Origin of the sequence: Salicola sp. Rm-C-2C1-2, assembly GCF_040196175.1 — a bacterium.
Classification (GTDB): Bacteria; Pseudomonadota; Gammaproteobacteria; order Pseudomonadales; family Oleiphilaceae; genus Halospina.
Genome location: NZ_JBEFNF010000008.1, coordinates 1 through 19,198 on the forward strand (window position 1 = coordinate 1; position 19,198 = coordinate 19,198).

General features: G+C 58.6%; 19 protein-coding genes and 2 pseudogenes. 12 read left to right on the forward strand and 9 right to left on the reverse strand.

Annotated elements, in window-relative coordinates; all coding sequences use genetic code 11:
• On the forward strand, window positions 1–228 hold a 228-nt coding region (locus tag AAF659_RS12690), incomplete at its 5' end, for a transposase domain-containing protein (RefSeq protein WP_349752147.1).
• Between the two features lie 105 nt (window positions 229–333).
• The gene (locus tag AAF659_RS12695; protein WP_349752148.1) at window positions 334–1,131 is read left to right on the forward strand and encodes a metallophosphoesterase family protein; all 798 of its coding nucleotides are present in this window, start codon (window positions 334–336) and stop codon (window positions 1,129–1,131) included.
• A gap of 101 nt (window positions 1,132–1,232) precedes the next feature.
• Here AAF659_RS12695 and AAF659_RS12700 read toward each other — a convergent pair whose 3' ends face one another.
• The gene (locus tag AAF659_RS12700; protein WP_349752149.1) at window positions 1,233–1,925 is read right to left on the reverse strand and encodes a metallophosphoesterase family protein; all 693 of its coding nucleotides are present in this window, start codon (window positions 1,923–1,925) and stop codon (window positions 1,233–1,235) included.
• A gap of 169 nt (window positions 1,926–2,094) precedes the next feature.
• On the opposite strand from AAF659_RS12700, the gene AAF659_RS12705 reads away from it, so the two are divergent.
• A complete protein-coding gene (locus AAF659_RS12705; RefSeq protein WP_349752150.1) occupies window positions 2,095–3,168 on the forward strand; it encodes an RNA-guided endonuclease InsQ/TnpB family protein in 1,074 nt (357 codons plus the stop codon).
• Window positions 3,169–3,378: 210 nt separating this feature from the next.
• On the forward strand, window positions 3,379–3,801 hold the full coding sequence (locus AAF659_RS12710) for an antitoxin Xre/MbcA/ParS toxin-binding domain-containing protein (protein ID WP_349752151.1): 423 nt from the start codon (window positions 3,379–3,381) through the stop codon (window positions 3,799–3,801).
• Between the two features lie 33 nt (window positions 3,802–3,834).
• Here AAF659_RS12710 and AAF659_RS12715 read toward each other — a convergent pair whose 3' ends face one another.
• From AAF659_RS12715 to AAF659_RS12730, 4 genes are all read right to left on the reverse strand, one after another.
• Complete coding sequence (locus tag AAF659_RS12715; RefSeq protein ID WP_349752152.1) at window positions 3,835–5,817, reverse strand: polysaccharide biosynthesis protein; 1,983 nt, start codon at window positions 5,815–5,817, stop codon at window positions 3,835–3,837.
• Window positions 5,818–5,967: 150 nt separating this feature from the next.
• Window positions 5,968–6,609, reverse strand: coding sequence for a hypothetical protein (locus AAF659_RS12720; protein WP_349752153.1), 642 nt, complete (start codon window positions 6,607–6,609; stop codon window positions 5,968–5,970).
• 551 nt (window positions 6,610–7,160) lie between these two features.
• A complete protein-coding gene (locus AAF659_RS12725) occupies window positions 7,161–7,547 on the reverse strand; it encodes a type II toxin-antitoxin system VapC family toxin (protein WP_349752154.1) in 387 nt (128 codons plus the stop codon).
• 3 nt (window positions 7,548–7,550) lie between these two features.
• Window positions 7,551–7,793 (reverse strand): type II toxin-antitoxin system Phd/YefM family antitoxin, encoded by a 243-nt coding sequence (locus AAF659_RS12730; RefSeq protein WP_349752155.1) that lies wholly within the window; start codon window positions 7,791–7,793, stop codon window positions 7,551–7,553.
• A 184-nt stretch (window positions 7,794–7,977) separates the two neighbouring features.
• On the opposite strand from AAF659_RS12730, the gene AAF659_RS12735 reads away from it, so the two are divergent.
• The 3 genes from AAF659_RS12735 to AAF659_RS12745 all read left to right on the forward strand — a co-directional run bounded on the left by AAF659_RS12735 (window position 7,978) and on the right by AAF659_RS12745 (window position 10,494).
• Window positions 7,978–8,214, forward strand: coding sequence for a hypothetical protein (locus AAF659_RS12735; RefSeq protein ID WP_349752156.1), 237 nt, complete (start codon window positions 7,978–7,980; stop codon window positions 8,212–8,214).
• 653 nt (window positions 8,215–8,867) lie between these two features.
• Complete coding sequence (locus AAF659_RS12740) at window positions 8,868–10,232, forward strand: type II toxin-antitoxin system HipA family toxin (RefSeq protein WP_349752157.1); 1,365 nt, start codon at window positions 8,868–8,870, stop codon at window positions 10,230–10,232.
• Window positions 10,219–10,494 carry a helix-turn-helix domain-containing protein gene (locus AAF659_RS12745; RefSeq protein WP_349752158.1) on the forward strand — a complete coding sequence of 92 codons (276 nt, stop codon included), beginning with the start codon at window positions 10,219–10,221 and terminating at the stop codon, window positions 10,492–10,494. Before AAF659_RS12740 ends, AAF659_RS12745 begins: the two co-directional genes overlap by 14 nt.
• Before the next feature lie 149 nt (window positions 10,495–10,643).
• On the opposite strand, the pseudogene tnpC reads toward AAF659_RS12745, so the two are convergent.
• Window positions 10,644–11,360, reverse strand: a pseudogene (tnpC, locus tag AAF659_RS12750) (IS66 family transposase); the annotation flags it as partial.
• A gap of 55 nt (window positions 11,361–11,415) precedes the next feature.
• Between tnpC and AAF659_RS15135 the strand changes: the two are divergent.
• From AAF659_RS15135 to AAF659_RS12765, 5 genes and pseudogenes are all read left to right on the forward strand, one after another.
• Window positions 11,416–11,589: a MerR family DNA-binding transcriptional regulator gene (locus AAF659_RS15135; protein ID WP_502949214.1), complete on the forward strand. Its 174-nt coding sequence runs from the start codon at window positions 11,416–11,418 to the stop codon at window positions 11,587–11,589.
• Between the two features lie 30 nt (window positions 11,590–11,619).
• Window positions 11,620–11,892 (forward strand): annotated as a pseudogene (locus AAF659_RS15140) (recombinase family protein); the annotation flags it as partial.
• A 133-nt stretch (window positions 11,893–12,025) separates the two neighbouring features.
• Complete coding sequence (locus AAF659_RS12755; RefSeq protein WP_349752159.1) at window positions 12,026–13,201, forward strand: RNA-guided endonuclease InsQ/TnpB family protein; 1,176 nt, start codon at window positions 12,026–12,028, stop codon at window positions 13,199–13,201.
• A complete protein-coding gene (locus AAF659_RS12760) occupies window positions 13,176–13,550 on the forward strand; it encodes a BrnT family toxin (protein ID WP_349752160.1) in 375 nt (124 codons plus the stop codon). The genes AAF659_RS12755 and AAF659_RS12760 overlap by 26 nt, the downstream gene beginning before the upstream one ends.
• Window positions 13,525–13,797 (forward strand): BrnA antitoxin family protein, encoded by a 273-nt coding sequence (locus tag AAF659_RS12765; protein ID WP_349752161.1) that lies wholly within the window; start codon window positions 13,525–13,527, stop codon window positions 13,795–13,797. The genes AAF659_RS12760 and AAF659_RS12765 overlap by 26 nt, the downstream gene beginning before the upstream one ends.
• 147 nt (window positions 13,798–13,944) lie before the next feature.
• Here the strand turns inward: AAF659_RS12765 and AAF659_RS12770 are convergent, their stop codons facing one another.
• Genes AAF659_RS12770 through AAF659_RS12780 form a run of 3 tightly spaced genes read right to left on the reverse strand, consistent with a single transcriptional unit; the run spans window position 13,945 to window position 19,068 of the window.
• A complete protein-coding gene (locus AAF659_RS12770; RefSeq protein WP_349752162.1) occupies window positions 13,945–16,083 on the reverse strand; it encodes a site-specific integrase in 2,139 nt (712 codons plus the stop codon).
• The gene (locus tag AAF659_RS12775) at window positions 16,076–18,571 is read right to left on the reverse strand and encodes a hypothetical protein (protein ID WP_349752163.1); all 2,496 of its coding nucleotides are present in this window, start codon (window positions 18,569–18,571) and stop codon (window positions 16,076–16,078) included. The genes AAF659_RS12770 and AAF659_RS12775 overlap by 8 nt, the downstream gene beginning before the upstream one ends.
• Entirely contained in the window at window positions 18,571–19,068 is a 498-nt protein-coding gene (locus AAF659_RS12780) for a hypothetical protein (protein WP_349752164.1), read from the reverse strand. Before AAF659_RS12780 ends, AAF659_RS12775 begins: the two co-directional genes overlap by 1 nt.
• Window positions 19,069–19,198: the final 130 nt, after the last annotated feature.

Below are 19,198 nucleotides of genomic sequence, written 5' to 3' on the forward strand. Positions count from 1 at the left end.
GCCATCCGCCCGTTCGTGATCGGGCGCAAGAACTGGCTGTTCAGTGACACGCCGAAAGGCGCCGATGCCAGCGCCCGCATCTACAGCCTGATCGAGACGGCCAAGGCCAATGGGCTCGAACCCTATGAATACATGGTCAAAGTTCTGAACCAGCTGCCAACCGCCACTACCGATGAACAACTGGATCGGCTGCTGCCCTGGCGGCAGGAAGGGGCGGTTACCGCGTAGTTCGTGGACCGCTTACAACAATCCGGTGAGCGTGGCGATAGAGCCGGTTATAACAGCCCTTACGCCTGAGTGCTGGAATCCTCTCGGCTTGTCGGAACACTTGCAATGCTACGAATAACCCAAATCCGGGAATGGCCGCATCAAATAGCGTTTCTCACCAGCGGGCAGAGTAACCGCCCACAAACCAACCACCTTCCCTTTTATCGAGCAACGGTTGAGGGGCTCCCACCAGAGGACGGTGCCGTGGTGCTCATCAGCGACCTCCAGGGGCGGGAGCAAGCATCCGGCAATCGCCTGCTCGGTGAAGTCGTTGCAGAGGAACTTGCGCTATTTCAGTCGGTCGGTGAGCTTGGCCGTATCCGTTTAATTGTTATTGCCGGCGATCTCTACGACTACCCGGATCTGCGAAAGCGCGGCGGGACAGGCCCGGTCGATTCCGTCTGGCATGCTTGCGCCAAGCTGGCCCCAGTCGTTGGGGTCATGGGCAATCATGACGAGCTCAATGTGCCCGACGCGCTACCAGACAACACGCTGATCCTCGATGGGTCCGTTGTCGAGATTGCCGGGCTGCGTGTTGGTGGTGTCAGTGGCATTACGGGCGATCCCAAACGCAATCAACGTAAGTCGGATCAGACATACGCCCGCGCGCTCCAGCGCGCCGTTGCTGGCTGCCCTCACCTGTTGATCCTTCACCAGGGCCCGGATGATCCGGCGAGCGGCCAGCGCGGAGACGCGGCGACCCGTGCCACCCTCGAAAAAAGCTATCGGGGACTGACCGTGTTTGGCCACTGCCATTGGGATAACCCCTTTCTAATCACTCTCGGCAACGGCCAGGCCATCAACGTCGATGGGCACGTGGTGATCTGCGAAGGACCTGGCCAGACAGCAATTAGTAGCTCTTAGTAAAAGCGTTTACTAATTCAGTAAGCCCCGGTACTAATTGCTACTAATCGGCGGAATGATGACAAGCATTGAACGTTTGATCGCCTGGGAAAGGCCTCTGTTCAAAAGGATTGGCCAAGCAATCGGATCTCGCTCTCACCCAAGCCGATCACCTCAACGCCACCCGGCGTCACTGACTGATACGCCTCGTGAAGATGACCGTGCACGATAAGTCTCGCGCCCATTGCCTCCGCCAGTTCGCTGATCACTGAGTGGCCATAGCGGTGCGGCGTGGGCGCCTCATGAGTGACCAACACATCGGCGGACTGGTCCCAAAGGGCCTCAATATCCTCCCACCAGATCGCGCCGCGGACTTTCCGCGGTAGGCCGCCGCGCCAGAGATTGCCTTTACCACACACCGCCAAATAATCCCGGCGGGAGGCGAATCGGGGCTTTGCGAGTTCAGGATGCCAGATTTTTTCGACAAAGTGGCCTCCCAGCCCGGCCACACGAACGCCACCAAAATCCATCACCTGACCATGCAGGCAGTACCGCGCCCAATCAGAGCCCAACGTATTGTCGTACCAGTGCTCGCGATCGACGTCGTGGTTACCGTGGATCCAGTAGAAGTCAATTCCTGCCCGTTTAAGTTCGTCGTAGAGGTGGTTGATCGGCTGGTCCGCATCAAAGTCCCCTACATGGAGCGCCACTGTTGGCGCCAACTCAACGAGATCTGTGGCGGTCCGGCGGTTGCGGCCGTGGGTGTCACCGATAAAAGCAATGCGTGCGCTACGGACGTCAGGCTGGCCGGTCAAAACAAGCTCTCCAGTAATGCATTCAGCGGCCTCTCTTATTCTCTGGTCCAAATGTCGTCATACCGATGCCTTGAAACTGACCAAATAGCGCGACAAGCCCCGTCCTTCAGGGCGGGGAAGGATAGCGCGGAAGGCGAAGCCTTCCCCGCAAATCCGAAACACTGTTAAAATGTACAGTGTGGCCAATACCGTCACGAAAACCCTGAAAGTCCGGGTTCGCGACAAGCACGCCAAGGCGCTACGGCGGCAGGCGGCGGCGGTGAACTACGTCTGGAACTACGTGAACGAGCTGAGCTGGCGAGCGATCCGCGAGCGTGGGCAATTTCTGTCGGCCTACGATGTTCAGAAGTACACGGACGGTGCTGCCAAGTGCTTGGGGTTGCACAGTCACACCGTGCAGCGAATTGGGAAAGAGTACGTCACCCGGCGCAACCAGTTCCGAAAGCGGCGACTGGCGTGGCGCAAGACCTTCGGTGCTCGACGCTCGCTCGGCTGGATCCCGGTCAACACCGGGGCCGCGACATGGAAGCACGGTCAGGTGCACTTCAACGGCCAGCACTACAAGGTCTGGGACAGCTACGGGCTGTCGCAGTACCGGTTCAAAACCGCCAGCTTCAACGAGGACGCCCGTGGACGCTGGTACTTCAACGTCACTGTCGAGGTGGCCAACAAACCCAGTCAGGGCACTGGGGCGGTCGGCATCGACCTGGGCTGCAAGGAGGCCGCCACCTGCTCCGATGGCGACGGGCTCGACGGACGCTGGTACCGCGACCAGGAGGCCAAACTGGCGGTTGCCCAACGGGCAAGGAACAAGCAGCGGGTCCGGGCGATCCACGCCAAGATCCGAAATCGGCGCAAGGATGCGATGCACAAGTTTTCGCGGCGGCTGGTCAACCACAACTCCGCCATCATTGTTGGCAACGTCAATTCCTCAGCCATAGCCCGGACCCGGCTGGCAAAGTCGAGCCTAGACGCTGGCTGGGGGATGCTCAAGACCATGCTGGAATACAAATGCGCTCACGCAGGCGTGGTTTTCGAGGTTGTCGATGAACGATACACCACCCAGTCCTGTTCGTGCTGCGGGTCGATACCCGACAGCAGTCCGAAAGGTAGAGCAGGGCTTGGAATAAGAGAATGGTGCTGTGATGCGTGTGGTGCCCATCACGACCGCGACGTGAACGCGGCTCGCAACATTCTCGCGGCCGGGCATGGCCGTCTCGCAGGAGGAATCCCCGCACTTTAGGGCGGGGAGGATGTCAAGTTTCGAGCGATCTGCGTCGTCGATTGCAGATCCGGCGTGACCTCTTGCGTGTTGAGAGGCACCATAAATAATAGGAGCCAGAGCCTTGCCCTCTCCGGCAAGGTTTTTATGCTGTTCGATCCGATGCCAACGCTAAGTCGAATCTGGCAACGCCCGTTTGTGGGTGAGAGTTGATCATAGGTCGTTACTGCCATGCCACAAGCACGAGAACCTTCAACCCAGGCCGCGACAACCACTCAGGCACTGGCCAGCCCCTTGGCAACGATCCTGCAAATTCGAGATGGACTCCCGGGCTCACACCTGCGCCAGGCGGTGCAGCGCTTTGGGCATCGTCAGCTGTTCGCTCAGGCCCTCAATACATCCAGCGCCCGCCTCCATCGCTATTATCAACGCAAAGCCCTCGACCGGAGAGACTCTGAAAAGCTAATGGACACGCTCAGGACCCTGGAGCAGGCCAGCACACTCTGGGGCTGCGATGAGGATGCACTGCAATGGCTGACCACGCCCATACCAGCACTTGCCGGCGAGCCACCTGCGGCATGGTTCGATACGTTCAAGGGACGCGAGTGGGTTCGACAGGTGCTGAACTCGATTGCCAGCGGCGAGTTCCACTAAGCGGCGAATCAGGCCAGACTCAACCGGGCGGTGTCACTCGAAGATACGGCGGATGGTTTCGCTGATGTTGCCACCGTCGCTCATGCGTAACGCCTCATTGCCGCCGTTTTGCCAGACCAGGTCGCAGACGCCGTCGTTGGGCTGGTAGCCGGTGGGGGCTGCGCGCAGCAGCTCAACCACGCGCTCGCAGTCGAAACCGCGGCTGGCCAGCATCAGCTGTTCCAGAAGCTCCTCCAGTGAGGCCCAGGCCATATCGCTTTCCCGTGCCTTCATGATGCGCGGGTGGCGGGTGCCCTGGGGATTGTCGCCGATCAACAGCTCCTCGTAGAGTTTCTCCCCGGGGCGCAGGCCACTGAAGACCACTTCAATGTCGCCGTGGTGGTTGTCCTCGCTTTTCTCCGTAAGCCCCATCAGATGGATCATGCGCCGGGCCAGGTCCGCGATACGCACGGGCTCGCCCATGTCCAGCACGAACACTTCACCACCCTCCCCCATGGTGCCGGCCTGCAGGACCAGCTGGCTGGCCTCCGGGATCGTCATGAAGTAGCGGATGATGTCCGGATGGGTCACGGTCACGGGCCCGCCACTGCGGATCTGTTCCCGGAACAGCGGCACCACGGAGCCGGAGGAGCCCAGTACGTTGCCGAAGCGCACCATTGAGAAGACCGTGTGTGTCTGGCGCCGGGCCAGCCCCTGCAGGACGAGTTCGGCCAGGCGTTTGCTGGCGCCCATCACGTTCGTGGGGCGCACGGCCTTGTCCGTGGAGATCAGGACAAACTGATCCACGCCCGCGGCAATGGCGGATTCGGCGGTGTACCAGGTGCCGAAGACGTTGTTCTGCACCCCCTCGATCACGTTGTGCTCCACCAGCGGCACATGCTTGTAGGCGGCGGCGTGGTAGACGATGTTCACCCCGAAGCCGCGCATCACGCTCTCACACCGGCGCCGGTGGGTGACGCTGCCCAGCAGCGGGTGGATGGGAATCTCGAGCTGCTCGTTCTCACAGATGGTAAGCAGCTCACGCTCGGTGCTGTAGAGCGCGAATTCAGATTGCTCGAACAACACCAGCACCGCGGGCTCCTGCCTCAGGATCTGGCGGCACAGCTCAGAGCCGATGGAACCACCGGCGCCGGTCACCATGACCACCTTGCCGCTCAGCGATTCCGCCACTTCCTCATTGCGGTAGCGCACCGGGTCGCGGCCGAGCAGATCATCAATGTCCAGATCGCGCACATCACTGATCTGGGCCTGGCCGGTCACCAGCTCCGTTACGGAGGGCACGGTCTGTACCGGCACGGGCAGTCCTTCCAAGTCGCTCAGCAGCTGGCGCCGGTCCACATCCGCACGTTCGTCAATCGCCAGCAGGATGCGCTCCACCTGGTGCTTGTGCACCGCCTTGCGGGCATGACCCAGATCATAGACGGGCAGGCCGTTGATGGTGGTCTTATGGTTGTCCGGTTCCAGGCTGATGAAGGCCACGGGGCGGTACTCAATGCCCTGCCCGAGGGCGGAGGCCAGCTGCAGGCCGGTCTCCCCGGCGCCGACGATCAGCACCGGCATTTTGCTCAGGTGGCGCGGGCGGTTGAGCACGGTGCGCACGCTGAAGCGGGTACCGGTGACGAACAGGAATGCCAGGGCCCCGTACAGGAAGGGGACTGAGCGGGGCATGTCGACCCGCAGGATGAAGGCGGCGGCGATGAGAATGAGCGCGGAGCCCGTCACGCCACCGAGAACGGTGATCAGCGCCCGTTCGCTGAGGTAGCGGATGACGGCGCGGTAGAGGCCCAGCCGTGCGAAAAGAAAGACCGTGCCCAGCGCTGTAACGGCGCAAAGTACCCAGTAGGCGCCAGTATCAAAGCGGAACAGAGTCTCGTGGCGCAGCGACAGTGCAGCCCATAGCGAGAGCAGCACAAACACGGTATCCGAGACCACCGAGACCAGGCGCTTATGGGATCGCTGTAGCGCGGCAAACCCATGAAGCAGGTATCCCAATCCGGACTTCAATCTGCGGAACATAGCTGTGAGTTACCCTCTTTCCACTGAGCTTGGAACGTCACATCCTCAGCCGCTTAACGGGGCCGCTCTGAAACGACGCTGATTATAGTCCACTGAATGCATTACATCGAATCAATCTCGACCTACTTTCGCATTGAACGAAGTCAACGATCAAAAGTGCCAGCCTGTGCCAATTCGAAAAGGCGACAGTGTTGGCGCTCGCAGCTCGTCATCTCGATAAAGGCCAAAGCACTCCCGCACTCTCTTCGGCAAAGCCGCCAGCTGGCGCATACAGCGGGCCAGCCCGGTGGCCGGCTCATCCATATCCGCCGGCGCTAATGTCGCCGCCAACACGCAGCGGTTATCAACATCAACCATGTGATCGTAGTGGTCGTGGCGTAGCTTCTGGATGAGCCGTTCAATCGCCTCCCAGGCCCGAAAGCCATCCTCAGTGGGCAGGCGCAGTGACAGAAACAGCTGTGAAAGCTCATCACACAGCTCGGACTGATCGAGCGGCTCACCCACAGCGGCACTGTCGACTATTAACTGCTCAACATCGAGCCTGAGATCCAGATCTTCCCAGCCACCAGCCAGGTACTCCTCTTCAAGCACCGTTAACGGTGCCAGCATCGTACTCGTATCAGCGGTGGCGGCTGTCGCGGCGCTTGCGCTCGAAACCCGCAGATCACCCATGCATTGGAAAAGACGCACACGCTGGCGCTCACATTCAGCCTCTATGAGGTTGGCGCCAGCGGCATCCGGCCGGACGGGATCGAGATCCATGGCAAGTTGGAGGGGCTGGTAGTTCGACATAACACTGCTCCTGGTTGGAGGACTTACCACCAGCCTCCCATGACCTCATCCACCTGCAACCACCTCTCAACACGCCGCTTTTGGCGGCACATCAAACACCAACACAGTGCCAGCCTCACCAACTCGGAAGGATCATGGTCCCGGTTTCGAACGGTATAATTGTCGTCTCAGGTACCACCAGGTAGATACCGCTTGCAGATGGTTTTTCGTGTGTCAGTCTGAACGCAACCGATATCTTGTTGGGTTCTGATACAGCTTCAAGACCGAGGCCGCGCGATGAACCTACCTGGCCTTTTCCTTTTTCTGTTGGGTTTGATGGCGGCTGCTGGTGTGCTGGTAGCGTCTCGAGCCACCAAGCGCCATGCTGGCGATGATCCAGAGCATCGACTGACCGAGAACGAACAGGGAGAGTGACTACCGAGCACTTGCGATGATTCTCACTGCATAAGCCATGCGCAGTGACTGCATTACCCAGAGTGCGCGCCTGACTGTGCAGTGCATTCTCAACCGCCACTTTGAATTCGTCTCATCTGCGTTCAGGTCAGGAAGCATCACACTTTTCGGATCGGCCCGTGGTATTGAGCGACTAAGGCATCGCTGGTTACCAGTAGAAAGCCCTCTTGCTCAGCTTGTGCGATCAGAATGCGGTCGAAGGGATCTTTGTGAATCTGAGGTAAGTGGGCAACCGCAAGGGCGTGAGAGGAGGTGATTGGCAGTTCCATATAGCCATTTTCAAGTAAGCCTCTGCGAAAAAGGTGTGGATCAACCTGAAAATCAGGCCGCTCCAGATTCCTCTTAATCACGATCTCCCAGATGCTGGCTGAGCTGAAATACGGCGTAATCTGGGGATCTTCAAGCCATGCGGTTACCTCACAGGACAGCTTCTCGGGCGCACCCGCTGCCCACAGCAGAATCTGAGTGTCGAGGATGAGATTCAACGTCTATCCTCCAAACATCTCGACAATCTCGGCTTCACCCATGCGGTCAAAATCATCCGGTACCTGGATATGGCCTTTCATAAAGCCCAGCCGACGCTCTTTACCGGTCTCTGGACTGTCGATAGCACTGACTCGCGCTACCGGCTTGCCGGCTTTGGCAATGATGAATGGCTCGCCATTCATGGCTTTCTCAACGAGCGAGGACAGGCGTGTTTTAGCCTCATGCATGTTGACGGTCTCCATCATTCACTCCGCCTTCAAGGGTTAGTCTGGTAAGGTTAGTTTAGTGCTCCCCGCTGACTTAATCAACTTTCGCGAAGCTGAAAAGACAATGATTAGCCACCCTGAGGCGGCGATGGCTCGCCCAGGCCCACGCACCTTGGTATTATCGAGGCAAACGTAACCCTCTTCCTCCAAGCCCAACTGCACAATGACCAAGCGTGAACGCAGCACGAATCAGGATTTCTCGAATGAACTTAATGAGCTGCGCCAACTAATCCAGCGCTATCCCGAAGTGCGCGCCGACAAGCCGTTGAGTAAAGACGAAATCCGCGAACTACGGTATCAGCAGTGGCTGGAGCGCCGGGCCAATCTCTTTAATGAGCTCAAAGACACCAAACTCCTCAGCCCGATAAAGGCAGGAGAAAGCGGTGAGCCCGATGATTAGGTTTGAGTAGACCTTTCAGAACGGGAGTACATCAAAAGTTATCAGCAGTGACAACACTGGGTAGCGGTGCGTGCCTGAAAGTGGCAGCAGAAGACAAGCAGGCCTCATGGAGAGTCAGGTTGGGATTTGAACGCCGTGCCCACTCTTTCCCCAATGCTATGCCCACACTTCTGTGCTCACGGCACGCCGGTGCGAAAGTGGCCGAATATCGCTTTATCGCCAAGCTGGCTCATGCCCCCACTGGCGGTCTTTATAGCGGCCCACAGGACAGCGGAACGATCTACCCTTCCCAGCCCACAATCTTCCAGCAGTCATCGGCGACACCGCTATGAGCCTCACACCTTTACATTGAGATGGGCATTGAGTGCACTTGCTCCGGAGGCATTCACTGTGAAACGCCTTATAGGGGCAATCGCAATCGCGAAACCGACACTTTTGGGAGATGCGCGTCCCGCGTCGGACCAGATTACCGGGCGCATTTAACCCAGCAGAGACTCGATTTAGCCGCTGCTGATCGTTGGCGACTAGGCCAGCCAGAACAAAGACATCTAAAAGGCCACACGCATGTATGAAGCTTTATTTTTCAAGTTTACTGGCAAAAAATACGGGTCACTGATACCTTATAACCAGTTTACTTGAATAATAGGGCATCAATGGCTGACCACCAATCGCTCACACTGCAGATTTTCTGGGGTGACCAGTGGCATACAGCTGCCGACGTGGTTTTCAGCGAACCTGAGCAGGGCCTGATCAGCAACCGCATCAGGCTTTCCTACCGGGCTGACTACGTCAATCAGGCACTGGATCTGCGCCCTCTTCCAGAAGGCGAACACCTGGCACTGCTTGATGAACGCGCCCTCTCGTTCAACCTTCCCGCCTCGTTCATGGGCGATTACCTCGGAGCAGAGGTTGCCGCCTTCCTGCGCGACATCATCCCCCAGGGGGCAGGCCGGCGGCATCTGGCACGCGTCCTTGGGTACCCTTCAAACGTGGAGCAGTCCGCGGACATCCCCCTGCTCAGGGCCGGATGCATCGCGCCCATCGGCAATCTGCGCATCCGGGAAGCGGCGGAGTCATTCCAGCAAAGGCTTGAAGACAGTGATGCACGCGGCTTCACCGCCGCGGAAATCAACAATCGTGCGGATGAGCTGATTGAACACGCCCGCTACCTCCATCTCGCTATTGGCAGTGCCTCCGGTGTCGGTGGTGATGCCCCCAAGCTGATGATGACCGAAGCCGAAGACGGACTGTTCTACATGGAAGGCACGTGCAGCGATACAAAGGCCGTACGCCACTGGATCATCAAGTTTGCAAGAGGCAATCGCAGCAGCCGTGACCAGGATGTTCTCCGGGGAGAGGCCGCCGTCTACCGGGCGCTGGCACAAACCAGGGTACGATCCATCCAGCAGGCCCACCTGACTGAGGGCGAGCGCGGCCCCGCCCTCTGGCTCCTGCGCTTTGATCGCTGCAAAACCGACGAAGGCAAGGTACACAGGCTGGGCGTTGAGTCCATCTACAGCCTTATGGGCATGCGCGGTGATGGCGCGGCTCTTTCCCACAATCGTGTGGCAAAGACCCTGATGGCGCGTTTCAGGGATGACGACATGCTGGTGGATTACCTGGTGAACGATGTCATTAACGAAGCCATCGGCAACCGCGACAACCATGGCCGCAACACCGCCATCCTCAAGGACGCAGGCCGCTTGCGAATGGCGCCGGCCTTTGACTTGGCACCGATGGTCCTGGACCCGGAGGGTCTGTCCCGTACCTCAACCTGGGAGAGCGAATGGCGGACGGGGACCCGGGGTGCCTACGCCACCATCGTCCAGGCGCTCGCCTTGGATGCCAGCGCTGCAGCTGAGCACATGATCGAAACACTGCGCAGTGCCGACAACTTGCGGAGTCGCCTCGCCGAACAGGGTGCGCCCCGCGCCATGCTGGACCATCCAGCCGTAAGGCCCGAGCTGCTGGAAACCGTGATTGACGAGCTTGCAGGAGCCCACGATGCCCAGAGTTAGCCCCGTTGACCCCCAGACCCGCATCGCCCAGCGCGAGGAGCTTGAACACCAACTGGCCGAAGGCACCATCAGCCTGGGCCAGGCCATCAAACGAATGCGCCAGAACTGGGCTGGCATTACCCAAAAGCGGATGGCTCAGCTTGCCGGCATTTCGGTAACAACCCTTTCCGGGCTCGAGCGCGACAGTGGCAACGCCACCCTGGACACCGTTCACCGCGTGCTGCGGGTGCTTGGGGCGCGCCTTACCATCCGGCTGGACTGAGTCGCCGCCATTCGCGAGCAAGCTCGATCGATTCGATATGGCGTTGACCCGCTTTGTGGCGTTCTCTCCCTCCATTGATATCAAAGAATCGGATGTCCACCAAAGCGGTAAGCGCCCGTAAATCGACCCACTTGCCCCAGGCGCATTGATCAGCTCTTTTTTGGAGCCGGCTCCAGGTCGGTATTCCAGGGCAACAGCGCTTCCAGCTTCTCGACGGTGTCCGCCTCGCCGACGTGCTTGAGGATATGATGGATGTAGGCCGACGGCTCCAGGTCATTCGCCTTGGCCGTCTCGATCAGCGAGTAGCCGCTCGCACTGGCGTTAGCCCCTCGCGTGCTATCGGCGAACAGCCATGCCTTGCGTCCAAGTACGAACGGGCGGATGGCGTTCTCGGCCAGAGCGTTGCTGATCTGCAGGTCCCCGCGCTCGCAGTAACCCACCAGGGTCTCCCACTGGTTGAGGGCGTAGTCCATCGCCTTGCGGGTCAGTGAGCCTTTTACGACCTTGTCAGCGTTGTCGTCCAGCCAGCTCTTGAACGCCTACAGCCGGGGCAGGCTTTCGGCCTGAAGGATGCGATAGCGTTCGTCATCGCCAAGATCGGTGATCCGGCGTTCGATGGCGTAGAGCTTGCGGATGTGGTTCAGTGCCACATCGGCCTTGGACGTTTGCTGTTGGCCCTTGCCTTTCTTTTTCGCCGGCGCCGCTTTCGAGGCCTCGACGAACTCGCGACGGGCATGATCCCAGCACCCGATCCGGGTGATGGCGTTATCCCGACACACCTTCCCATAGCTGGAGTAACCATCGGCCTGAAGGATGCCATTGAAGTCATCGAGCAGGCGCACGGGCACGCTGCCCCCGCGCGAGGGGCACTGGCTAGTTTTCCAAAAAATGGTTAAACCTGATCATTTGGAGAGCAATCCGATGATCAGGCACAGCCACTCCCCGCTTTCAATCGGCGCTTTCGCTTCAGCGGTTGGCGTCTCCGTGGTCACGGTTCGACGTTGGTGCCGAGCTGGCAGGGTTCGCGAGGCTTTCCGTACGCCGGGTGGGCATCGGCGATTCGCTCCCAATCAGGTGCGCAAGCTCCTGGGATGACCTGATTCACGTTCCCGGGTCGGTTATGCCCGGGTCTCATCCCATGACCAGAAATCGGATCTGGTGCCCCAGGCCAGCCGGCTGGCCGGTGTCTGTGATGGTGTCATCGAAGACCTGGGCTCTGGGCTGAACTGTAAAAAGCCAGGACTGCGGCGGCTGTTGACGGCAATTTTGAATCACGACGTATCAACACTGTATCTCACGCACAAAGACCGCCTGGTGCGCTTTGCCACGAGCTTATCTTCCAGGCGTGCCGGTGGGCGGGCACTGATGGGGTTATTTTGGATGATGAGCAGGATGTGAGCTTTGAGCGGGAACTGACGCAGGATGTGCTGACACTGATGGCGGTGGCTTTACGGTAGACGTTCCCACCACAATCGAAAGCTGGCGGCCTGATGCTGGTTGCATATACAGCTCCGTGCGTTATGCTCTGGGTATGGACATTGCCTTCAAAACCCAGCTTCGGCCCAACAACCGGCAGAGGACCTACTTTGCCAAGGCCAGCGGAACCGCCCGGTTCTGCTGGAACTGGGGGCTGGCTGAGTGGAACTGGCAATACGAACTGCACAGGGACGGGCAAGGTGATCTACCCTCCGGCATGGCGCTCAAACGCCAGTTCAATGGCCTCAAAAAGACCGAATACCCGTGGGTCTATGAGGTCACCAAGTACGCCTCCCAGCAGCCATTCATCGCCCTTCAGCGGGCCTTCTCGGATTGGATGAAGGACCTCAAATCCTCCAAGCCCGCGCACCTGAAAAAGCGCCGGCCGCGGTTCAAGAAAAAGGGCAAGGCCACCGACTCGTTCTACGTCGGCGGTGACCAGGTGAGGGTGGACGGTCACTGGGTCAAAGTGCCCAACCTAGGTTGGGTGCGTATGGCAGAGCCGTTGACCTACGGTGGCCATATCAGCGGCATGACCATCTCGCGCCAGGCGGATCAGTGGTTTGTGGCGTTCTCACTCACTGTCGATCTCTGCCCGCTGCCAAGCGAAAGCCAAGCACGCTGCGGTGTGGATCTCGGCATCAAGACATTGGCCACGATCTCCCGGGGTCCGGTAACGGAGTGGGAGTCGCCCAAACCCCTTCAAAACGCGCTCAGCAAACTGGCGCGTTACCAGCGCCGGCTGGCGAAGAAGGTCAAAGGCAGCAACGGCTACCGGAAACTCAGGATGCGCATCGCACGGCTGCACAAGCGCATTGCCGACATCCGAGTCAATACACTGCACCAGCTCACAAGTTATCTGTCCGGCCACTTTGCCGAGGTGGTCATCGAGGACCTGAACGTCAAAGGCATGATGGCCAATGGGCGTCTGGCGCGCCACATCGCCGATGTCGGCGCGTTCGAGTTCCGTCGCCAGATGACCTACAAAATGGACTGGCGCGGTGGCGTGCTAACCGTGGCCGATCGTTGGTACCCGTCAAGCAAACTGTGTTCACACTGCGGAAGCCACAAACCGGATCTCACGCTAGCGGATCGGGTGTATCACTGCGGCGAGTGCGGCCACCGCCAGTGCCGTGACACCAACGCCAGCATCAATCTGGAGCACTACAGTACGGCTCGTTCAGCCGGAATTAACGCTGCTGGAGATGACGGCTCTGCCCGGGCGGCGTAAGCCACCCGGGCAACCAGCATCGACGAATGCAGAAGTAAGCACTGGACCTGATGATCAGGTTCGGGTAAGTCTTTCAGAACGGAATGCCCGAAAGAGCGCGGAAAAGCACGAAGTGTTCCAGCCGGAGGCCGAGCAGGTGTTTTTCAACCAACCTCTGCTGGTAGTGCCTGACCACAAGCACAGCCGTGAGGAGCCTCGGTATCATGCTTTGGGTGTTACGGATGACCGGCAGCGGCTACACATTACATTTACCTTACGGGGTGCTGGCAGTCTGGTCAGAGTGATTTCCGCCCGTAATATGCACCGTAAGCAGCGGCAAATTTATGAGCAAAACCAAAACGACGCCTGATTTCAAGAATGAAGCCGAAGAGCGTGCTTTCTGGGAAAGTCACGACTCCACAGAGTTCGTGGACTGGGAACAGGCCCAACGGGCCCAGTTCCCAAAACTGAAACCATCTACCAAGACTATTTCTCTGAGGCTACCTGAATCCCTTCTAGACAGCATCAAGGTCGAAGCGAACAAACGCGATATGCCTTACCAGTCGCTAATCAAGGCATGGCTCTCTGAAGATGTGGAAGAAAGCCGCCAGTCCTGATGAACGGTAGGAAATTCATGACGCAGCCAAGATGCGCGATTCATCGATGCTGGTTGCCCAGGTGGCCTACGGAGCCGTTGACCTGCTCCTCTCTAGCTTAACGACTTCTCCGAATGCACCGGATGTTACCGATGCCAGACCGATGTCTTAAGGCACTGATCCGCCACTGCGTTTCGCGTGGTTCGAGAACACCCGCCAAAGCAAGTCACTATGTATCACGCCAGCCGTGTGCACGTAGACTCTGAAAGAGGTCTCCGCGTTACTATGGCCTAGAACCCGTGACATCCAGTGATATGGCAGACCGTCGCCCCACAGTGTGTCTCCCAGAGGGTTTTCCATCTCCGTCTGAAGACGCGCCTGATGAGTATCACTGAAAAGCTCATGCTCGCGCTCAGCCAACTGCTGCCTGAACTCAGGATGATCAAGACCGTGTATCCGCAACGCAAGATTGCTCGCCGCGCAGTGGCGCAACAGGTGGAGGTCGCGCCCGTTGCCATAACGCCGCTGCAACGCCTCGATCGCCAATCGCGTAAGGTCACGCTTATAGCCGGCGACATAGCGATGGGGTGCAAAGAGTGGAAATTTATCGAGTCGCCTTGTCCGCTGACTATGCTCACGCCAGTAATCAATCAGAGCTGAAACGATCCAGGACGGCGCCAGCGCATGGACCGGAATGCAACGTCGAGCAGCGGCCGTTTTACCATACAGGACATTGATGTAGACCGTCCTAGAGTCCACGTTGTCCGCTTTGAACGAATCCGGACAAGCCACGGCCAGATTCGCAGAGCCGAGCAGGCGTCGCAACTGTTCAGAACTGAACGCCACCGGCTCATCGGACTCATCCACCACTATATCCGCCAGGGTTAACTGCACCAGCTCGCCGGAGCGCAAGCCGCAATAGTAAGCCAACGCGATCAACAGCCCCACATCAGTACCCTCGGACCCCGCTTCGTCAAAGACGAGACAGTCCCGCACCAGCGCATCCACCGCCGGCGGGCGCAGCAGGTTATTCCGGTGGATGCTCGCCCGCGGTCCCTGATTTCCTCCCGGAACTGCAACCTCCTCCGCATAACCCAAACTCTGGACATAACGCACGAACCAGCCCAGCGCTGCCCAGAATACCGTCCAGGTGGCGGAGGCCCAGTTGCGGCTGGCATCAATCAATTCCGCAATGTCACCAACCGCATCGCCATCCCATTCGGCGACATTGAGTGACAACGGTGCAGACAGAAGTTCACCCAAACGCAAGTGGTCCATATAGGTACAGAGCGTTGAAAACGTGCTTTCGCGCTGATCCAGGGCGGCGGCAAGGCACAACACTGTCAGCTGAGCTAGAGTGTTGTCGGCCTGCTCAATGTCTTTCAACTGCTTGAGTGTATCCTCGCACAGACGCTGCACCGTCGATTCTTTCCGCGCCATCAGCTTCTGCGAGTGTTTGTTCATCATCGGCTCGATTTTTTTCAACAACGCCGACATCCGTTGACGAATGGCCTCCACGAGCCATGGAGAGCGTTCGCAATACTCCTTGTCCGGAGTCATGGTCAGTGACACGGCGGTCTCATTGCCTGCACCGCGTCTGGAACGGGTCGCTACGCTCGCCAGATCGAGGGAACTGCCCTGCCCCAATCGGGCCTCATCTTCGAACACTGGGCTCGGTGTGGTCGTCGGCAGCGGAGCGCCGCGCATCATTGAGACCCAGATCGAGGGCATGCCACGCTGGATCAGTGCCAGAGCCGCTCCATCGAGCGTGCGCCGCAGCCAAGCACGCGAGAAGCTTTTCAATGACAGAGTAGGGAGCAGATCGTTATGTACTACAAACCGCTCACACTGCTGACAGACCGTTGCCATCATCTGATCACGTGCTTGCTGGCGTTTTTGCCAGGCGCTGGCATCGTCTTCATCGCGGTCGAGTGCGGCAGCATCATTGCCGCGGACACGCAGGAATCGGTTGAGTGGTGCATGCGTAAACTGAGGTAACGCCACCTCATGAGCCGCTTCGGCCGTGTTCGCGATAGCATCCATGGGCGAAGCCGGCAATCGCAGGCGTCCCGTCTGGCGGTTCCAATGCCACTGGCAAAGTGCCGCCAGGCTGGCCACTGCCTGCTCAAGCCCTAAACCCAACGCGCACACTAGGGCGATCAGCGCATCCCACTCGCAGCCGACGCTTTCACGCACGCGCTGGCTCTGCCAACATCGGGATAGTTCCCGAAAATCTTCGAGTGCCGTGCGCTCAGCGATACTCCCCGGTGTGACCGCATCCCGCAGAGGTTGTCGTTGCTCAGCCACGGTCCACCTCCCGAAGCTGCATATCCTCAGCTGCTGGCAAAGCCAGCTCCAGTGGGCAAACTGTGCTGACCAAATTTTGCTGGAACCGACGGATGTCGCGCTCATCCGTCCATACCGAGCGGCTGCTGCTCCAATGCAGATTGGCATCTGATTCACGGATGTGACCCAGCAACCAGTGTTGTGCACTGCGCCCAAGCTTTGTCTGGGCACGAGTCGCCACCAAGTGGCGCAGGGCATTGCCACGCGATTTGTCCCGATACGCCCGCCAGGACGAAGACTGGGGCATCAACGCATCGAGTTCGCGTTTGAAATCAGCGTGGGTGAACGCATTACCCTTGAGCTGTTGGCGGCTAGCGGTCATATGAATCCGCTCTGGCAGAACCGTCCGCAACGCACCGCCCCCCTGCCACTGCCACCCAGTGCGCGTTTGCCGCCGCTTCCAGTCCTCTACCCAGCCACGCCAGCAATGCAGCCAGCGGGCCAGCCACGGCGGCACAGGCAACCAGCGCCTTTCAGTGTGCGTTTTCGTGTTTTTTTCGCTATGCAGAATAAAATGGTACCGGCCATCACAATGTAGACTGTTTTCGGTTTCCGCCCCCCAGGGCCTTGAAGCAGTACATAGCGCCAGCAACAGATACAACAGGCTGGTAGTGCGGTTAATGAAATTAATAATCCGGCGGTTTTCATCATTGGCTCGCGCCGACCGATCGCCATGCTTGAGTGATTCAGTGCTCAGACGCAGCTGGTCAATCAGCTCGAACGCATCATCGAGGCCAAATCCGGATTGGGAGCCGATGTTATCCGTGCCGTGCTCATCGTAGAGTTCAAACAGTCCCGGTTCCTGTCGCGGAGCCAACCCCAGTTGATGCACGAACCCATCAAACGCGTCCTGTAGGGATTGATTGGCGATCCGACGATACGCAATATCCGTTGCACTCGCAGCTCTTAATCGCCCACCAAGCGCCTCCGTAATCATATCGTCGCCGGCAATCGGACGCAGTGCCAACCAGCCGGCTGCGCGCAGCCGCTCCGCGGTGATCGGGAGTCCACCAAGGCGCCGGAACGCCCTGGAGCGCCCCCGCTGATCAATGATTCGAGTCAGTCCGGCCAGCGGCTGATCTGAGCTAGAACACCGCGCCAGTGCCTGTCTCAACAAACCAGAAACCAACACCCGACAGTGCGAGTCTGGTCCACCATCGATAGGCATCCACAACCAATGCCGGGCTCGTTCGTACCTCAGGGTTGCCACGTTTGATTGCGCATCGAGCTGCTCAACAATGGCCAGCTTCTCAACCTGCTTCGGTGAGCGACCGAGGTGCACCAGCGTCATGAACACTAATTCTTCGGGACTATCGGCGCTTTGAAGCAGTGCCCGAACCACTCCGGATTTCACCCGGTGGACATCCGCCGAACCGCGAAGCCGCTGCAATGGGCGCCTTTTGCGGGCGCGGGTGCGAGCAGGCTGTCTCTGCTCAACTGGAAGCTCAGCGATAACCCTATCAATCTGCTCGGGATCATCCGCAACAGGGCTCTCATCCTGGCCCTCCCAGCGAGCGAGCTGGTGCACAAGCTTTTGAGTAGCGACACTGGGAGCCGGCTCCTCTAATTCTGACGCCCCGGTCCCCGTCCCGACCGTTTGAGCTTTGGGCCAGAATTGACCCGACTCCGTTCGGGTGACGACCGTCTCGGGACGGGCCTGGTGACGCTCTCGGGTCTGTGGGTTTGTCTCGCGCGGTGCGGTTTGAATCAACTCTCGTGGCAGCGCCGGTTGATCAGCATCCGTACCGCTACTGTAGGTTTTGCGCCGGGGGTTCGCTCCCCCCAATGTCCGATTCCCTGTCAGAATCTCAATAACCTGTCGAGTGGGCGTACGCTCATTATCATCACTGGCAAGTTGCTCCATAGCCTCTTCGAGACGTTGCACCACCGCATCCGCCAAAGAGGTCTCGTCGCAGACGGTCCCCTGCTGGGCTATACGCGGCACAAATTCCAGAAGCGCCTTGCGTAGCTTCAGCACATGCGTATACGTCTGGGGGACGGTTATCTGCTCGCTATCCGCGCCACAATGTGCATCTATGAGCTGCGCGAGAAGGCCGCGTGCAATTCGCCAACAGTGACTGTCGCTTGATTTCTGATAGAGGCATTGAAATGTATAATACCCCGCGAAGCTTACCCTTATGTTTTTATTCTCGCCTGGTAAACCTTGAGCAAGCCAGGTCGACTCCAACGCCTCCAATTCCAGTGGCATTGCCTCAGGATGATCGGCTGCGTAGATGGCGCCAGAGTGCTCCAGCGCGGCCCAACTCGGCGGGGGATACGTGTAGCGCACTACGGTCATAACCCGCTCAAACAGCGCGGCATCGCGCTCAATCAGCATGGGCAGCACACGGTGCTGCCACATGCCTTCAACAGCTTCAAAAGGCCAAATCTTGCCGCTCGCTTGAGAACGAGTGAGTGGAATATCTTCAGCCCCCAGCTCACCGGTCATCACGCATCTCCATCTTGGCTGTTGAATTCCGCCAATACCTGCCCGATTCGCTGAGCACTCACTCGTTTACTGATCAACGTTTCGTAGTCGTAGTGATCAAGATTATCTTTATCGAATGCCCATTCCGCGACTCTTTCGGCAAGCGCGGGCGAATTATTCAAAAGCCGTACGGCGTTCTGCCACCCTGAGTAGAATTTCGCAGGCCGCTTACCCAGCTCCCCTTTACGCGCTTTGCTGATTTCATGGTACTCACGATTACTGAGCTTCATCGGCATATCGACACACTGCTCTAAAGCATTCTCACGTGCCAGGTACAATTCAACGGTGGCGAATTGAACAACGTCCAGCGCGTGTTGATCACGCGCTTCATACCAGATCGTTCGCACGTACTGCTCTCCGGGAACTTTCTGGAGCAATGGATCGACAATGCGGGCATTCAGGAGTCTGGGTGTCTGTTCTTCAATAGTCCATCCGATAATTGGGTGCGCGGCCAGCATGTGTACTGACTCCCTAGTCGAATGGACCGAACTGTCATAATTACCCCGAAATAGGTCGTCAGCGCGAGTCCAGCGCTCATCAGCTTCTATGCTGAGTGACCTTAGGTTCGGATCTGGAAAAATTGTGTAC

Excerpts from the sequence above, each read along its gene's own strand:
- AAF659_RS12780 (WP_349752164.1), bottom strand. The coding sequence starts at position 19,068 with ATGCTGGCCGCGCACCCAATTATCGGATGGACTATTGAAGAACAGACA.
- AAF659_RS12755 (WP_349752159.1), top strand. The coding sequence starts at position 12,026 with ATGGACATTGCCTTCAAAACCCAGCTTCGGCCCAACAACCGGCAGAGG.
- AAF659_RS12695 (WP_349752148.1), top strand. The coding sequence starts at position 334 with ATGCTACGAATAACCCAAATCCGGGAATGGCCGCATCAAATAGCGTTT.
- AAF659_RS15135 (WP_502949214.1), top strand. The coding sequence starts at position 11,416 with ATGATCAGGCACAGCCACTCCCCGCTTTCAATCGGCGCTTTCGCTTCA.
- AAF659_RS12740 (WP_349752157.1), top strand. The coding sequence starts at position 8,868 with ATGGCTGACCACCAATCGCTCACACTGCAGATTTTCTGGGGTGACCAG.
- AAF659_RS12775 (WP_349752163.1), bottom strand. The coding sequence starts at position 18,571 with ATGACCGGTGAGCTGGGGGCTGAAGATATTCCACTCACTCGTTCTCAA.
- AAF659_RS12765 (WP_349752161.1), top strand. The coding sequence starts at position 13,525 with ATGAGCAAAACCAAAACGACGCCTGATTTCAAGAATGAAGCCGAAGAG.
- AAF659_RS12735 (WP_349752156.1), top strand. The coding sequence starts at position 7,978 with ATGACCAAGCGTGAACGCAGCACGAATCAGGATTTCTCGAATGAACTT.
- AAF659_RS12760 (WP_349752160.1), top strand. The coding sequence starts at position 13,176 with ATGACGGCTCTGCCCGGGCGGCGTAAGCCACCCGGGCAACCAGCATCG.
- AAF659_RS12705 (WP_349752150.1), top strand. The coding sequence starts at position 2,095 with ATGTACAGTGTGGCCAATACCGTCACGAAAACCCTGAAAGTCCGGGTT.
- AAF659_RS12720 (WP_349752153.1), bottom strand. The coding sequence starts at position 6,609 with ATGTCGAACTACCAGCCCCTCCAACTTGCCATGGATCTCGATCCCGTC.
- AAF659_RS12715 (WP_349752152.1), bottom strand. The coding sequence starts at position 5,817 with ATGTTCCGCAGATTGAAGTCCGGATTGGGATACCTGCTTCATGGGTTT.
- AAF659_RS12730 (WP_349752155.1), bottom strand. The coding sequence starts at position 7,793 with ATGATGGAGACCGTCAACATGCATGAGGCTAAAACACGCCTGTCCTCG.
- AAF659_RS12745 (WP_349752158.1), top strand. The coding sequence starts at position 10,219 with ATGCCCAGAGTTAGCCCCGTTGACCCCCAGACCCGCATCGCCCAGCGC.
- AAF659_RS12710 (WP_349752151.1), top strand. The coding sequence starts at position 3,379 with ATGCCACAAGCACGAGAACCTTCAACCCAGGCCGCGACAACCACTCAG.